Source organism: Microbacterium alcoholitolerans (genome assembly GCF_050408615.1).
Classification (GTDB): domain Bacteria; phylum Actinomycetota; class Actinomycetes; order Actinomycetales; family Microbacteriaceae; genus Microbacterium.
Genome location: NZ_JBNTKD010000001.1, coordinates 54,448 through 69,894, shown reverse-complemented (window position 1 = coordinate 69,894; position 15,447 = coordinate 54,448). Strand labels below are relative to the sequence as shown.

Annotated in this window: 10 protein-coding genes and 1 pseudogene; 5 read left to right on the top strand and 6 right to left on the bottom strand. The window is 68.9% G+C overall.

Annotated features, from left to right (window positions below; genetic code table 11):
• Positions 1 to 71: 71 nt before the first annotated feature.
• From pknB to sufU, 3 genes and pseudogenes are all read left to right on the top strand, one after another.
• Complete coding sequence (gene pknB / locus ACQUSX_RS00340; RefSeq protein WP_428904993.1) at positions 72 to 2,012, top strand: Stk1 family PASTA domain-containing Ser/Thr kinase; 1,941 nt, start codon at positions 72 to 74, stop codon at positions 2,010 to 2,012.
• Positions 2,013 to 2,057: 45 nt separating this feature from the next.
• A pseudogene (locus tag ACQUSX_RS00335) lies at positions 2,058 to 3,323 on the top strand (aminotransferase class V-fold PLP-dependent enzyme); the annotation flags it as partial.
• 31 nt (positions 3,324 to 3,354) lie between these two features.
• Positions 3,355 to 3,795 carry a Fe-S cluster assembly sulfur transfer protein SufU gene (gene sufU / locus ACQUSX_RS00330; protein ID WP_428907560.1) on the top strand — a complete coding sequence of 147 codons (441 nt, stop codon included), beginning with the start codon at positions 3,355 to 3,357 and terminating at the stop codon, positions 3,793 to 3,795.
• A 13-nt stretch (positions 3,796 to 3,808) separates the two neighbouring features.
• Here sufU and ACQUSX_RS00325 read toward each other — a convergent pair whose 3' ends face one another.
• Positions 3,809 to 5,146: a class II 3-deoxy-7-phosphoheptulonate synthase gene (locus ACQUSX_RS00325; RefSeq protein ID WP_428904992.1), complete on the bottom strand. Its 1,338-nt coding sequence runs from the start codon at positions 5,144 to 5,146 to the stop codon at positions 3,809 to 3,811.
• A gap of 48 nt (positions 5,147 to 5,194) precedes the next feature.
• A complete protein-coding gene (locus ACQUSX_RS00320) occupies positions 5,195 to 5,893 on the bottom strand; it encodes a lysophospholipid acyltransferase family protein (RefSeq protein ID WP_428904991.1) in 699 nt (232 codons plus the stop codon).
• A gap of 117 nt (positions 5,894 to 6,010) precedes the next feature.
• Here ACQUSX_RS00320 and ACQUSX_RS00315 point away from each other — a divergent pair, with 117 nt between their 5' ends.
• On the top strand, positions 6,011 to 7,837 hold the full coding sequence (locus ACQUSX_RS00315; protein ID WP_428904990.1) for an AMP-dependent synthetase/ligase: 1,827 nt from the start codon (positions 6,011 to 6,013) through the stop codon (positions 7,835 to 7,837).
• A gap of 128 nt (positions 7,838 to 7,965) precedes the next feature.
• On the opposite strand, the gene def is transcribed toward ACQUSX_RS00315, so the two are convergent.
• Genes def through ACQUSX_RS00300 form a run of 3 tightly spaced genes read right to left on the bottom strand, consistent with a single transcriptional unit; the run spans position 7,966 to position 13,863 of the window.
• Positions 7,966 to 8,457, bottom strand: coding sequence for a peptide deformylase (gene def / locus ACQUSX_RS00310; protein WP_428904989.1), 492 nt, complete (start codon positions 8,455 to 8,457; stop codon positions 7,966 to 7,968).
• Positions 8,457 to 10,412 carry a MinD/ParA family ATP-binding protein gene (locus tag ACQUSX_RS00305; protein ID WP_428904988.1) on the bottom strand — a complete coding sequence of 652 codons (1,956 nt, stop codon included), beginning with the start codon at positions 10,410 to 10,412 and terminating at the stop codon, positions 8,457 to 8,459. The genes def and ACQUSX_RS00305 overlap by 1 nt, the downstream gene beginning before the upstream one ends.
• 43 nt (positions 10,413 to 10,455) lie before the next feature.
• The gene (locus tag ACQUSX_RS00300) at positions 10,456 to 13,863 is read right to left on the bottom strand and encodes a pyruvate carboxylase (RefSeq protein ID WP_428929941.1); all 3,408 of its coding nucleotides are present in this window, start codon (positions 13,861 to 13,863) and stop codon (positions 10,456 to 10,458) included.
• Positions 13,864 to 13,956: 93 nt separating this feature from the next.
• On the opposite strand from ACQUSX_RS00300, the gene ACQUSX_RS00295 reads away from it, so the two are divergent.
• Entirely contained in the window at positions 13,957 to 14,769 is an 813-nt protein-coding gene (locus tag ACQUSX_RS00295) for a ParA family protein (RefSeq protein WP_428904986.1), read from the top strand.
• Between the two features lie 77 nt (positions 14,770 to 14,846).
• On the opposite strand, the gene ACQUSX_RS00290 is transcribed toward ACQUSX_RS00295, so the two are convergent.
• Positions 14,847 to 15,392: a MerR family transcriptional regulator gene (locus tag ACQUSX_RS00290; protein ID WP_428904985.1), complete on the bottom strand. Its 546-nt coding sequence runs from the start codon at positions 15,390 to 15,392 to the stop codon at positions 14,847 to 14,849.
• Between the last annotated feature and the right edge of the window lie 55 nt (positions 15,393 to 15,447).

The following is a 15,447-nucleotide window of genomic DNA, read 5'->3' as shown; positions in this document are numbered from 1 at the left end:
TCACCGGATCGAAACGTCCCGACGGTGCGCCGTTGCCCTGGCTCACAGTCGGTTATTCATAGACTTCACCTGTGAGCACTCCACAGGCCGACCCCCTCATCGGGCGGCTTGTCGATGGCAGATACCGGGTGCGCGCCCGCATCGCTCGAGGCGGGATGGCGACGGTGTACGTCGCGACCGACATGCGCCTGGAGCGGCGCATCGCCCTCAAGGTGATGCACGCCCACCTCAGCGACGACTCGGCCTTCCAGAGCCGATTCATCCAGGAGGCGCGTGCGGCGGCGAGGCTCGCCGATCCGCATGTGGTCAACGTGTTCGACCAGGGCCAGGACGGCGAGCTCGCGTACCTGGTGATGGAGTACCTTCCCGGCATCACCCTTCGCGAGCTGATGCGCGAGCAGAAGCGCCTGACGATCGCGCAGACCGTCACGATCATGGACGCCATCCTCTCCGGGCTCGCCGCCGCGCACGGCGCCGGCATCGTGCATCGGGATGTGAAGCCCGAGAATGTGCTGCTCGCCGAGGACGGCCGCATCAAGATCGGCGACTTCGGCCTGGCACGCGCCACGACGGCGAACACCGCGACCGGCGCGCAGCTGCTGGGAACGATCGCGTACCTGGCCCCTGAACTGGTGACTCGCGGCACGGCGGACGCCCGCAGCGACATCTACGCGCTGGGCATCATGCTGTACGAGATGCTCGTCGGCGAGCAGCCGTACAAGGGCGAGCAGCCCATGCAGATCGCCTTCCAGCACGCCACCGAGCAGGTGCCGCGCCCGAGCGTCCGCAACCCCGGTGTGCCCGAGCAGCTCGACGAGCTGGTGCTGTGGGCCACCGAGAAGTCCCCGGACGAGCGTCCGCTGGATGCCAGGGCCATGCTCGACCGGCTGCGTGAGATCGAGCGCGAGCTCGGCGTGACGCCTGTCGTGACGGCGACCACCGCGGCCACCGAAGAGCACGATTCCGGCGCCGTCACCAAGATCCTGCCCGGGGCCGCGCTGACAGCGCAGCCGACGGAGAACGTGGCCGCCGGTGCGGACAACGCGACCAGGCTGCGCCGGCGGACGTCTCGCCGCCGCGCTCGCGGGACGCTGCTGCTTTCGCTCGTGCTGCTGCTGGCAGTGATCGCCGGAGGAGTCGGCTGGTGGTTCGGCTCCGGACCCGGGTCGCTGATCACGGTGCCCGCGGTCGCGGGCATGACCTACGAGGAGGCCGCCGCCGCCATCACCGCGGAAGGGCTCGTGCCGAAGGCCGGCGAACGGGCATCCGTCGATGTCGACAAGGGCGACGTGATCGAGTCCGCCCCCGGCGAGGGCGAGAAGGTCGAACAGGACAGCACCGTCACGCTGGTGGTGTCCACCGGTCCCGCACAGCACACGCTCCCCCATCTCGGCGGCAAGACCGAGCAGGAGGTGCGCGACCTTCTGGCCTCGAACGGCGTGAACGTCGAGAACGACACGCAGAGCTACTTCGCCGACCTCGACAGGGACCTCGTCCTCAACGTGCGGATCACCCCGCGAGGCAGCGACGAGAGCTACCCGTGCGGCACCGGCTGCGAGGTGTTCGAGGATGACACGGCGCTGATCCAGATGTCTCTCGGCCCGGTGCCCGTCGTCACCGGCAAACCGCTCGACGAGGCCACGAAGGCGCTGACGGATGTCGGCCTGCAGGTGGCGGACCACAAGCCCGAGGAGTGGAGCGACTCGGTCGCCAAGGGCAGCGTGATCAGCCAGACGGCCGAGCGCGAGGGCGGCGGCAGCTGGCGCCCCGGCGACACGGTCACGCTCACGGTGTCGAAGGGACCGCAGCTGTTCAAAGTCCCGGAGGTGGCCGGCCTCACGCGTGACGAGGCCGTGAGCACGCTCGAGGAAGCCGGTTTCACCGTTGATTTCGCACCGTTCTGGGGCGGAGTCCCGAACGGCCTGACGAAGGCGCAGGGCACCGACCCCGAGGCCGGCGCGATGCGGACCAAGGGCACCGAGATCTACATCGTCATCAACGTCGTCGGCTGACGTGCTCAGCGCCTGTGGCGTCCTCCGGAGTGAGAGGCTGGAGGCATGAGCATCGGCACCACGACCTCCTCCGGCCTGACAGAAGCCGAGGTCCTCCGCCTGCGTGCGGACTTCCCCATCCTGCAGACCACAGTGAACGGGCATCCGCTCGTCTATCTCGACTCGGGGGCGACCTCGCAGCGGCCGCTGGCCGTGCTGGATGCCGAGCGCGCGTTCGCCACCACGCTGAACGCCGCCGTGCATCGCGGCGCGCACACTCTGGCGGCCGACGCGACCGAGGCCTTCGAGGACGCGCGCGCAGCGCTGGCGGCCTTCATCGGCGCCGACGAGGACGAGGTCGTGTGGACCTCGAACGCCACGGAGGCGGTGAACCTCGTCGCGTACTCGCTCTCGAACGCCTCGACAGGACGCGGCGGCGTCGAGGCGGATCGGCTCCGGCTCGGCCCCGGCGACGAGATCGTCACCACCGAGATGGAGCACCACGCGAACCTCATCCCCTGGCAGGAGCTCGCCGCGCGAACCGGCGCCGCGCTGCGGATCGTGCCGCTGGACGATGACGGCGCACTCCGCCTGGACGAGGCGCAGCGGATCATCGGGCCCCGTACGCGTCTGGTGGCAGTCACCCACGTGTCGAACGTGCTCGGCGTCGTGAACCCGATCGAGGAGCTCGTGAAGGCGGCGCGCGACGTCGGCGCGCTGGTGCTGCTGGATGCCTGCCAGTCGGCGCCGCACCTCCCCCTCGACGTGCACGCGCTCGATGTCGACTTCGCCGTGATCTCCGGGCACAAGATGCTCGGTCCGACGGGCATCGGTGCGCTGTACGGGCGTCGCGAGCTGCTCGAGATCATGCCGCCGTTCCTCACCGGCGGGTCGATGATCACCACCGTCACCACGACGGAGGCCGAGTACCTGCCCCCGCCGCAGCGCTTCGAGGCGGGCACGCAGAAGGTGTCACAGGCCGTCGCCCTCGCCGCAGCCGTACGCTATCTGCAGGAGATCGGGATGCCGCGCATCGCCGCACACGAAGCGGAACTCGGCGCGAGGGCCGTGGAGGGACTCTCCGCGATCGAGGGCGTGCGCGTGCTCGGCGCGGGCATCGACCTGCCGCGGGTGGGCGTGGCGAGCTTCGACGTCGCCGGCATCCACGCGCACGACGTCGGGCAATTCCTCGACGACGCCGGCATCGCCGTGCGCGTCGGGCACCACTGCGCCCAGCCGCTGCATCGCCGTCTCGGGGTCTTCGCCTCGACGCGGATCAGCACCTACCTGTACACCACGAGCAGCGAGGTGGATGCCGCGATCGACGGCGTCGACGCTGCATCGACTTCTTCCGGAGAGCATGATGGCCTCGTCCGACCTGCAGGGGCTCTACCAGGAGCTCATCCTCGACCACTCCCGCACTCCGCACGGCTACGGCCTGCGCGGCGAGGTGGCGGCGCAGTCGCACCAGCTCAATCCCACCTGCGGCGACGAGATCACGCTGCAGGTGCACGCCGCCGACGACGGCACAATCGAAGCGATCGCCTGGGAGGGGCACGGGTGCGCTATCTCGCAGGCATCCGCCTCGCTGTTCGCCGAGCTCGTCGAAGGGCTCCCGGTCGCCGATGCCGAGCACCGGATCGCCGTGTTCCGCGAGGCGATGCGCTCACGAGGGAGGATCGAGCCCGACGCCGAGCTGCTCGGCGACGCGGCGGCTCTCGGCGGGGTGTCGAGGTACGTCGCCAGAGTGAAATGCGCGATGCTCGCCTGGGTCGCGGCGGAGGATGCCCTGCGCAAGCTCTAGCGCTTCTCCAGCTCTAGCGCTTCTCCAATTCCTCCGCCACCAGGAAGGCCAGTTCGAGGCTCTGCATGTGGTTGAGGCGCGGATCGCACAGGCTCTCGTACCGGGTCGCGAGACCGGCCTCATCGATCCGCTCAGATCCGCCGAGGCACTCGGTGACGTCGTCGCCGGTGAGTTCGACGTGGATGCCGCCGGGGAAGGTGCCGACGGCGCGGTGCGCCTCGAAGAAGCCGCGCACCTCGTCCACGACGTCGTCGAAGCGGCGCGTCTTGTAGCCGTTCGGCGTGGTGATTCCGTTGCCGTGCATGGGGTCGGTGACCCACAGCGGCGTCGCACCGGAGTCCTTCACCGCCTCCAGCAGCGGCGGCAGCGCATCACGGATCTTGCCCGCGCCCATGCGAGTGATGAACGTGAGGCGACCGGGCTCGCGGTTCGGGTCAAGCTTGTCGATGAGCGCGAGTGCGGTCTCGGGGGTGGTCGTGGGCCCGAGCTTCACGCCGATCGGGTTGCGGATGCGCGAGAAGTAGTCGACGTGCGCGCCGTCGGGTTCACGAGTGCGCTCCCCGATCCACAGGAAGTGCGCCGACGTGTTGTACGGGGTGTCGGTGCGCGAGTCGATGCGCGTCATCGGCCGCTCGTAGTCCATCAGCAGGCCCTCGTGGCCGGTGAAGAACTCCACCCGCTTGAGCTCTTCGAAGTCGGCGCCGGCCGCCTCCATGAACTTGATGGCGCGGTCGATGTCGGCCGCCATGCGCTCGTAGCGCTGGTTGGCCGGGTTCTGCGCGAAGCCCTTGTTCCAGGAGTGCACCTCGCGCAGGTCGGCGAATCCACCCTGCGTGAACGCGCGGATGAGGTTCAGCGTGGATGCTGCCATGTGGTAGCCCTGGAGCAGGCGCCCTGGGTCGGCCTGACGGGACTTCTCGGTGAAGTCGTAGCCGTTCACGATGTCGCCGCGGTACGCCGGCAGGGTGACGTCGCCGCGCGTCTCGGTGTCGCTGGAGCGCGGCTTGGCGAACTGACCCGCCATGCGACCCATCTTGACCACGGGCATCGAGGCGCCGTAGGTCAGCACGACCGCCATCTGCAGCACCGTCTTGATGCGGTTGCGGATCTGATCGGCCGTCGCCCCCGCGAAGGTCTCGGCGCAGTCACCGCCCTGCAGCAGGAAGGCCTTGCCGGATGCCGCTCGCGCCAGTCGCGTGCGCAGATTGTCGACCTCGCCGGCGAACACCAGCGGCGGCAGCGCGGCGATCTGCGTCGAGACATCGGCCACGTGCTCGGCGTCCGGCCACTGCGGCTGCTGCTTGATCGGAAGAGAGCGCCACACGTCGAGGTCAGAGTGCGAGGGAAGCATCGTCCCAGCTTAGTCGGGCGACCGCCGACTCGATGGCTTCGTGACGGGTCAGCGGCGGCGTCCGGACGGCGCGGGCAGCCGGTCCTTCACCGTCGAGGCGTACACGTCGTCGTACTGCTGAGCGCCGAGCCTCTGCAGCGCGATCATGATCTCATCCGTGACGGCGCGCAGGATGTACCGGTCGTTCTCCATGCCTGCGTAGCGCGAGAAATCCAGCGGCTCGCCGATGACAGCGCCGACGCGCATCACGTTCGGGATCCGCTTGCCGATCGGCATGGCGGTGTCGGTGTCGACCATGACCACGGGGATCACCGGGACTCTCGCCTCGAGCGCCATGCGCGCTATGCCGGTGCGACCCCGGTACAGGCGACCGTCCGGACTGCGGGTGCCCTCGGGGTAGATGCCCAGCAGGTCACCGCGGCCAAGGATCTGCAGGCCGGTGTTCAGCGACGCCTCGGAGGCCTTCCCGCCGGAGCGGTCGATCGGGATCTGACCGGTGCCCTTCATGAACACCTTGGTGAACCAGCCCTTGAGCCCGCGCCCGGTGAAGTAATCGCTCTTGGCCAGGAACGACATCGGGCGCTCGATCAGCAGCGGCAGGAAGATGGAGTCCGCGAAGGACAGATGATTGCTCGCCAGAATGGCCGCACCGCTGGTGGGGACATTGTCCTGCCCCACGATCCAGGGTCGGAAGATCGCCTTGACCAGCGGACCGATCGCGACATACTTCATCAGCCAGTAGAACATCGTCTCGCAGTCTAGCGCCGACGGGGCCGGAGCGACCCAGTTTCACCGTCGTCGCGACTCGATGCCATGCCATAGACTCGGAGGAAAACCCGCCCATCCGGTACCGAAGGAGCTGCCGTGGTTCAGTTCGAAGTCCCCGCGATCATCCCCGCCGACCCCGAGGGGAACGTCGCCGACCTGCTTGTGCAGCGTGTGCAGAAGACCCCCGATCTCGCCCTGTTCGGCGTGCCCGACGGCGACGGATGGCGAGACATCTCGGCGAAGGACTTCGAGACCGCGGTCATCGCCCTGGCCAAGGGCTTCGTCGCCGCCGGCATCCAGCCCGGCGAAAAGGTCGGCTTCGTCGCCCGCACGACCTACGAGTGGACCCTCATCGACTTCGCGCTGTTCTACGCCGGCGCCGTGATGGTTCCGATCTATGAGACCAGCTCCCCCGCGCAGATCCAGTGGATCATGGAGGACTCCGGGGCAACGGCGCTCATCGTCGAGTCCCCCGATCACTTCGCCCGCGTCGACGAGGTGCGCAGCGACCTTCCGCTGGTGCGCGAGATCTGGCAGCTGCACCTCGGCGCGATCGACACGCTGACTGCGCAGGGCGCGGACGTCGAGGACTCCGAGATCGAGCGCCGCCGCAGCATCGCCACAGGCGGAGACATCGCCACGCTGATCTACACCTCCGGTTCGACCGGCCGCCCGAAGGGCTGCGTCCTGACGCACAGCAACTTCGTCGAGCTCTCCCGCAACTCGGCCAAGGCGCTGGATGCCGTCGTGTCGATGCCCGGCGCGTCGACGCTTCTGTTCATCACGACCGCGCACGTGTTCGCGCGCTTCATCTCGATCCTCGCCGTGCACTCCGGCGTGCGCACGGGGCACCAGCCCGACACCAAGCAGCTGCTGCCCGCCCTCGGCTCCTTCAAGCCGACCTTCCTGCTCGCCGTTCCGCGAGTTTTCGAGAAGGTCTACAACTCCGCCGAGCAGAAGGCCGAGGCCGGCGGCAAGGGCAAGATCTTCCGGGCGGCGGCGGCAGCAGCGGTCGAGCACTCCAAGCTCCTCGAAGAGGGCAAGAAGGTGCCGTTCGGTCTGCGCATGAAGTTCGGCATGTTCGACAAGCTCGTCTACGGCAAGCTGCGCGCGGCGATGGGCGGCAAGGTCGTCTACGCCGTATCCGGTTCAGCGCCGCTCGGCCCGCGCCTCGGCCACTTCTTCCACAGCCTCGGCGTCGTGATCCTGGAAGGCTACGGCCTCACCGAGACCACAGCCCCGGCCACGGTGAACCTCGCGGACAAGTCCAAGATCGGAACTGTCGGCCCCGCGCTCCCCGGTGTGGGGGTGCGCCTGGCCGAGGACGGCGAGATCGAGGTCAAGGGCATCAACGTCTTCAAGGAGTACTGGAACAACCCGGAGGCCACCGCCGCCGCATTCGACGACGGCTGGTTCCGCACGGGCGACCTCGGCAGCTTCGACTCCGAGGGATTCCTGACGATCACGGGACGCAAGAAGGAGATCATCGTCACCGCCGGTGGCAAGAACGTCGCTCCCGCAGCGCTCGAGGATCCGATCCGCTCGAACCCGATCGTCGGCCAGGTGGTCGTCGTGGGCGATCAGAAGCCGTTCATCTCGGCGCTCATCACTCTCGACACCGAGATGCTGCCGACGTGGCTTGCCAACAACGGACTGCCCACCGACATGTCGCTGTCCGAGGCCAGCCGCAACGCCGCCGTGCGCGAAGAGGTGCAGCGGGCGATCGACCGGGCGAACAAGACCGTCTCGCGCGCCGAGTCGATCCGCAAGTTCACGATCCTGCCCACCGAGTGGACCGAGGCCAGCGGACACCTGACTCCGAAGATGTCGATCAAGCGCAACGTCATCCTGGAGGACTTCGCCGGCGACATCTCGGCGATCTACGACGAGCCGGTGCAGACGACGACCACGCCGCTGGGCTGATCCCCCTGCGCAAGAGAACGGCCCCGCTCAGCGGGGCCGTTCTTGTTCTCACCACATTTCGACTCGCATAGCGGATCCTGAGCGAGCGAAGCGAGACGAAGAGCGCTCAATGTTGATACGCGACCGCATCAAAACCAGTCGCTCTCGCGCACCTGCCGCATCGCCGTCTTACGGGTCTCGCCCTGCAGCCGGCTCAGGTACACGCGTCCGTCGAGGTGATCGGTCTCGTGCTGCAGCGCCTGAGCGAGCAGCCCCTCCCCCTCGAGGACGACGGGCCGGCCGTCGAGGTCGATGCCCTCGACACGCGCCCACGGATGCCGTGGCGTGTCGTGCCACAGCCCCGGCACCGAAAGGCACCCCTCGCCGATGGGCTCGGCCTCGCCGCGAACCTCGGTCAGCACCGGGTTGATGACGTAGCCGATGTCGCCGTCGATGTTGTAGCTGAAGGCGCGCAGCGCGAAACCGATCTGGTTCGCCGCGACACCGGCGCGTCCGGGCAGTTCGACCGTGTCGACGAGATCGGCGATGAGGGCGCGCACGCCGTCATCGATCTGCTCGATGGGCTCGCACACCGTGCGCAGCACCGGGTCGCCGTACAGGCGGATCTCGCGGACCGTCATCAGGCGGCCTGAGAGCGCAGACCCTCGACGAGGGTCGCGGCGATCTCGCGTGCGGCCTGTCGCGTCGCAGCCTGGAGACTGCTGAAGTCGATGGCGCCGCCACCGGCGATCTGCGGGTCGTACGGAATGCGCAGCACGTGCTTGGCTCGCGTGGAGAAGTGCGCCTCGAGCTCGCTCAGCCGCACCATCGGCGCGCCGGGTGTCGACTGGTTCAGCACCACGATCGCTTCGCGGGCGAGCTCGGCGTAGCCGTTCGTCTCGAGCCAGGTGAGCGTCTCGGATGCCAGTCGCGCCTCGTCGACGCTGAGGCCGGACACGATGACGATCTGATCGGCGAGATCCAGCGTCGCGCCCATCACGGAGTGCACGATTCCCGTTCCGGAATCGGTGAGCACCAGCGAGTAGTACTGCGCTGCGACCGTGGCGACGTCGCGGTAGTCGGCGTCGCCGAAGGCCTCGGACACGCGCGGATCAGCATCCGACGCCAGCACGTCCAGGCGCGTCTCGTCGCGCGCGACGAGCGCGGAGATGTCGTGGAATCCGCGGATGTCGTGCTGCGCCCGCACCATGTCGCGCACCGACTTGGTGTGGCCGCCCACGATGCGCTCGGCGAGCGTGCCGCGGTCCGGGTTCGCGTCGACGGCGATGACGCGGTCTTCACGCGCGTCGGCAAGAGCCATTCCGAGCAGAGCGGTGACCGTCGTCTTGCCGACGCCGCCCTTGCGCGAGAGCACCGGCACGAAGCGCGCCGTACCCGACATCGGAGCGGCGATGCGTGCGCTGAGCTCCTTGCGAGCGCGGGCCCTGCGGCTGTCCCCGACGTTGATGCGCCCGCCCGAGATGGAGTAGAGCAGATGGCTCCAGGTGCCCTCGGGCTCCGGCTTCGAGACCCGAGAGGGCTCGAGCAGACGGTCGGCCGTGAGCAGATCAGCGCTCTCACGCTGCGCGGCCCCCAGGTCGTCCAGTCGCTTCGAGGTGAGCGCGATCTCCGGCGCCGGGCGGGCCGGCTCGACCGAGGTGCGCGCGGGTTCTGCTGCGGGGCGTGCCGCCGGCACGCGGTCGTTCGTCGGCACGGTTGCTGCCTCCTGCGTGGGCTCGGCCGCGGGGGGCCGGGAGTCGGTCTGCTTCTTGGGCGTGGGTGACATCGCATCGCGCAGCTCGGCCTTGGCCGCGGCCACGACCGATTCCAGGTGCGACAGCGCGCTGGCATCCATCTCGGGCTGCGCGGCAGGTTCTGCCGCACGCGCCTCGGAGCCATCGGATCCGTCCTCGACGATGTCCTCGACCGGCTCGACGACCTCGACCGGCTCGACGTCCTCGACCGGCTCGTCGACGCTGCCAGCGTCGAGTTCGGCATCGCCCTCAAGCGGCGCGTCAGTCTCGATCTCCGCGTCGGTCTCGATCTCCGCGTCGGTCTCCACCTCGGCGTCAGCCTCGATCTCCGCGGCATCGTCGACCTGAACAGCGTCGACGTCCACCTCGCGTGCCCCGTCTTCAGGCTGCTGGGCGTGGGCATCCGCCGCGACGGGCTCGCGCTCGTCGGCATCCGACTCGATGACGATCTCGGCATCCGGCTCGGATGCTGCGGGCTCAGAAGCTTCGGCCTCGTCGACCGTGTCGACCTCGGCCGTTGCCGGCTCTTCCTCGGCCGGTGCCCGATCGGGCATCTGGTCCGCAGGCAGCTCGATGATGATCTCGGGCGACTGCTGCTCGATCCGGGCGACGGTATCGGCGTCGGCGACGGACGAGGTGTCGATGATGAGGTCTGAGACGACCTCGCCGTCCACGATCTCGGCGTCGACGAGTTCGTCGTCGTCATCGCCCTTCGGCATTGCGACGTTCACCTGCGCGGTGCCGCCGAGCAGGCTCAGTCCGGTGGTATCCGACGACGGCGAGTCGTCGAGCACTCCCAGCGAATCGTCCCCTTCGGGATCGACGTTGTTCTTCGGGGTCACGGTTCAACTCCAAGCTCGGGCGCAGACATGCGCCCGCCCAAGATTAGTGCTCCACCCTGACGACGACCAAAAGGTCGCCTGCGTCGACCTGCTGCGTCTCGCCGATCGCGAGCCGTTCCACGACGCCCCCGACGGACGTGGTGATGGCCGCTTCCATCTTCATCGCCTCGATCGATGCGACCGGATCTCCGGCGCGCACCGTGTCGCCGACCGCGACCTTCAGGGTCACCGCTCCCGAGAACGGGGCGGCGATCTGACCTGCCTTGGACGTGTCGGCCTTCTCCACCTGGTGGCTGTCGACAGCCACCGAGCGGTCGCGCACCGACACCGGACGAAGCTGACCGTTCAAGGTCGTCATCACCGTGCGCATGCCCTTCGGGTCGGCCTCGCCGATCGCCTCGAGGCCGACGTACAGCCGGACACCGCGCTCGATGTCGACGGCGTGCTCGGCACCGGGCACCAGTCCGTAGAGGTAGTCGCCGGTCTCCAGCGCCGACAGGTCGCCGTAGTCCTCGCGCCGCTGACGGAACGCCGCGGTCGGCGCGGGGAACAGCAGCTCGTTCAGCATGTCGCGACGCTCCTCGGACGAGCCGTCCAGCGCTGTGCGCTGCGCGGCGGTGATCGGCGTGATTCCGGCCTTGGCCGCGCGACCCGCGAGCACCTTGCTGCGGAACGGCTCCGGCCAGCCGCCGGGCAGATCGCCCAGCTCGCCGGACATGAAGCCGACGACCGAGTCCGGGATGTCGTACTTCTCAGGGTTGGCCTCGAAGTCGGCGGGATCCGCCTTGACCGCCGCGAGATGCAGCGCGAGGTCTCCCACGACCTTCGACGATGGCGTCACCTTCGGCACGCGACCGAGGATGCTGTCGGCGGCGGCGTACATGTCCTCGATGAGCTCGAAGTCATCGGCGAGCCCCAGCGCGATCGCCTGCTGGCGCAGGTTGGAGAGCTGGCCGCCGGGGATCTCGTGGTGGTACACGCGGCCGGTGGGGCCGGGCAGGCCCGACTCGAACGGACGATACAGGTGGCGCATCGCCTCCCAGTAGGGCTCGAGATCGGATGCCGCCTGCAGGTCGATCCCGGTGTCGCGCTCGGTGTGCGCGAGCGCCGCGATCAGCGCCGACAGCGACGGCTGACTGGTGGTGCCGGACATCGGCGCGGATGCCACATCGACGGCATCCGCCCCGGCGGCACTCGCCGCGAGCAGCGTCGCCAGCTGACCGCCCGCGGTGTCGTGCGTGTGCACGTGCACCGGCTGGTCGAAGCGCTCGCGCAGCGCGGTGACGAGCTTCACGGCGGCGGCCGGGCGCAGCAGGCCCGCCATGTCCTTGATGCCGATCACGTGCGCCCCGGCGTCCACGATCTGCTCGGCGAGGCGCAGGTAGTAGTCCAGCGTGTACAGATCCTCCGCCGGGCTCAGCAGATCGCCCGTGTAGCACAGCGCTCCCTCGGCGACGGCGGTGCCGGTGGCGAGGACGGCGTCGATCGCCGGGCGCATCTGCGAGACGTCGTTGAGGGCGTCGAAGATGCGGAAGATGTCGACGCCGGTCTCTGCAGCCTCTCGCACGAAGGCATCCGTCACCTCGGTCGGGTACGGCGTGTACCCGACGGTGTTGCGTCCGCGCAACAGCATCTGGATGTTGACGTTCGGCAGCGCTTCGCGCAGCGCCGCGAGCCGCTCCCACGGGTCCTCGCCGAGGAAGCGCAGCGCGACGTCGTATGTGGCGCCGCCCCAGGCCTCCACCGACAGCAGCTGGGGTGTCATCCGTGCGACGTACGGAGCGACCGCGACGAGATCGCGCGTGCGCACGCGCGTCGCCAGCAGCGACTGGTGCGCGTCTCGGAAGGTCGTCTCGGTGACGGCCAGTGGTCCCTGTGCGCGCAGGGCGGCCGCGAAGCCGGCGGGGCCGAGTTGCTGCAGCTGCTGGCGCGAGCCGTCCGGCGCAGGCTCCGACAGGTCGATCGGCGGCAGCTTGTGCGCGGGCGGGATCGTCAGCGGGCTGTCGCCGTGCGGCTTGTTGACGGTCACGTCGACGAGCCAGTTCAGGATCTTCGATCCGCGGTCCTTCGACACCCGTCCGCGCAGCAGCTCCGGGCGCTCGTCGATGAACGAGGTCGACAGGTCGCCCGCGGCGAACGCCGGGTCGTCGAGCACGGCCTGCAGGAACGGGATGTTCGTCGACACGCCGCGGATGCGGAACTCAGCCAGTGCCCGGCGCGCGCGAGAGACGGCGCTGTCGAACGAGCGCCCACGGCAGGTGAGCTTGGAGAGCATCGAGTCGAAGTAGGGGCTGATCTGCGCGCCCGCGGCGGTAGTGCCGCCATCGAGCCGGATGCCCGCGCCGCCCGGCGAGCGGTACGTGGTGATCTTGCCGGTGTCCGGACGGAAGCCCTGGGTCGGGTCCTCGGTGGTGATGCGGCACTGCAGCGTGGCGCCGCGCAACCGGATGTCGTCCTGCTCGAGGTGCAGCTCGGCCAGCGTCGCGCCATCCGCGATCTGCATCTGCGCACGGACGAGGTCGACGTCGGTGACCTCCTCCGTGACGGTGTGCTCGACCTGGATGCGCGGGTTCATCTCGATGAAGACGACCTCGCCGGTGCGGGGACCCGCGGTCTCGAGCAGGAACTCGACGGTGCCGGCGTTCTGGTAGCCGATCGACTCGGCGAACGCGATGGCGTGGCGGTGCAGATCGGCGCGGATGCCGTCGTCCAGGTTCGGCGCAGGCGCGATCTCGATCACCTTCTGGTGACGACGCTGCACCGAGCAGTCGCGCTCGAACAGGTGCACAGTGCTGCCGTGGGCGTCTGCAAGGATCTGCACCTCGATGTGACGCGGTCGCAGCACGGCCTGCTCGAGGAACATGCGGGCGTCGCCGAAGGCAGCTCCGGCTTCGCGCATCGCCTCGGCCAGAGCCGGGGCGAGCTCGTCCTTCGTCTCCACTCGACGCATGCCTCGCCCGCCGCCGCCGGCGACGGCCTTGGCGAACAGCGGGAAGCCGATGTCGTCGGCCTGTGCGACCAGCGCGTCGACATCATCGGATGCCTCGGTCGAGCGCAGCACGGGAACGCCGGCCTCGATGGCGTGCCGCTTGGCCTCGACCTTGTTGCCAGCCATCTCCAGCACCGATGCCGGCGGGCCGATGAACGTGATGCCCGCGGCCGCGGCCTTCTCCGCCAGCTCCGGGTTCTCGGAGAGGAATCCGTATCCGGGATAGATCGCGTCCGCTCCGGCGTCCAGCGCCGTCCTGATGATCTGGTCGACGTCGAGATACGCCTGCACGGGATGCCCGCGCGCGCCGATCTCGTAGGCCTCGTCGGCCTTCAGCCTGTGCAGCGAGCCCCTGTCCTCCCAAGGGAACACGGCGACTGTGCGCGCACCCACCTCGTATGCCGCGCGGAACGCTCGGATGGCGATCTCACCGCGGTTGGCCACCAGGATCTTCTGAAACATGCACACCTCTGCGGAGGTCAAAGCACGCAGTTATGTGCGCGCTGGGCGGGGGCTGAGTGTCCCCCCAGACTAGGGCACGGTAACGTGTAGCTCGTGCACGTACTCAGCGTCAGCTCCCTCAAAGGAGGCGTCGGAAAGACGACCGTGACCCTCGGTCTCGCTTCCGCGGCCTTCGCCCGCGGCATCCGGACCCTCGTCGTCGACCTCGACCCGCAGTCCGATGTCTCCACCGGCATGGACATCCAGATCGCCGGCCGACTCAACATCGCCGACGTGCTCGGGAACCCGAAGGAGAAGGTGGTCCGCCAGGCGATCACCACCAGCGGCTGGGCGAAGGTGCACCCCGGAACCATCGACGTGCTCATCGGCAGCCCCTCGGCCATCAACTTCGACGGACCGCACCCGAGCGTGCGCGACGTGTGGAAGCTCGAGGAGGCGCTGGCGACCGTCGAAGGCGAGTACGACCTCGTGCTGATCGACTGCGCCCCGTCGCTGAACGCGCTCACGCGCACCGCCTGGGCCGCCAGCGACCGCGTCATGGTCGTCACCGAACCCGGTCTGTTCTCCGTCGCCGCCGCCGACCGCGCGCTGCGTGCGATCGAGGAGATCCGTCGCGGTCTCTCCCCCCGTCTTCAGCCCCTCGGCATCGTCGTGAACCGGGTGCGGCCGCAGTCGATCGAGCACCAGTTCCGCATCAAGGAGCTGCGCGACATGTTCGGCCCGCTGGTGCTGAGCCCCCAGCTGCCCGAGCGCACGTCGCTGCAGCAGGCTCAGGGCGCGGCGAAGCCGCTGCACATCTGGCCCGGCGACTCCGCGCAGGAGCTGGCATCCGACTTCGACCTGCTGCTGGACCGCATCATCCGCGCCGGTCGCGTCCCCGTTCCGGAGACCGGCGCTCAGGTCTGATCGCGCCGATCGCCAGCCGGTCGCGAGCACAGCGAAAAAGAGCCGCACCTTCGGGTGCGGCTCTCTTTGTCGAAGGATCAGGCGGTGCGCTTGGAACGTCGCGCAGCGAGCTCGTCGACGGGATCCGGCGCGGTCGGGTCGAACTCCACGAGCGTGGACTCCACCTCGCGCAGCACCTTGCCCACGGCGATGCCGAAGACGCCCTGCCCGCGGCTCACGAGGTCGATGACCTCGTCGTTCGAGGTACACAGGTAGACCGATGCGCCGTCGCTCATGAGCGTGGTGCCGGCCAGATCGCGGATGCCGGCAGCCCGCAGCTGCTCGACCGCCGTGCGGATCTGCTGCAGCGAGATGCCGGTGTCGAGGAGGCGCTTGACGAGCTTGAGCACGAGGATGTCACGGAAGCCGTAGAGCCGCTGCGATCCGGAGCCGCTCGCACCGCGCACCGTCGGCACGACCAGCTCGGTGCGCGCCCAGTAGTCGAGCTGTCGGTAGGTGATCCCGGCGGCGCGTGCGGCGACGGCGCCGCGGTAGCCGACCTCGTCATCCATAGCCGGGAGCCCGTCGGTGAAGAGGAGCTCGGTCACGAACCGCGGGTCACCCGCAAGCCCATTCGCATCCATCTCTGTCCCCTCCTGATCGACTACTTCAACGCTAGAGCAGACCCCGCGCCCCGGC

Coding starts and splice junctions, on each gene's coding strand:
- sufU (WP_428907560.1), top strand. CDS start 3,355: ATGGCCTCGTCCGACCTGCAGGGGCTCTACCAGGAGCTCATCCTCGAC.
- ACQUSX_RS00325 (WP_428904992.1), bottom strand. CDS start 5,146: ATGCTTCCCTCGCACTCTGACCTCGACGTGTGGCGCTCTCTTCCGATC.
- ACQUSX_RS00320 (WP_428904991.1), bottom strand. CDS start 5,893: ATGTTCTACTGGCTGATGAAGTATGTCGCGATCGGTCCGCTGGTCAAG.
- def (WP_428904989.1), bottom strand. CDS start 8,457: ATGACGGTCCGCGAGATCCGCCTGTACGGCGACCCGGTGCTGCGCACG.
- ACQUSX_RS00300 (WP_428929941.1), bottom strand. CDS start 13,863: ATGTTTCAGAAGATCCTGGTGGCCAACCGCGGTGAGATCGCCATCCGA.
- ACQUSX_RS00290 (WP_428904985.1), bottom strand. CDS start 15,392: ATGGATGCGAATGGGCTTGCGGGTGACCCGCGGTTCGTGACCGAGCTC.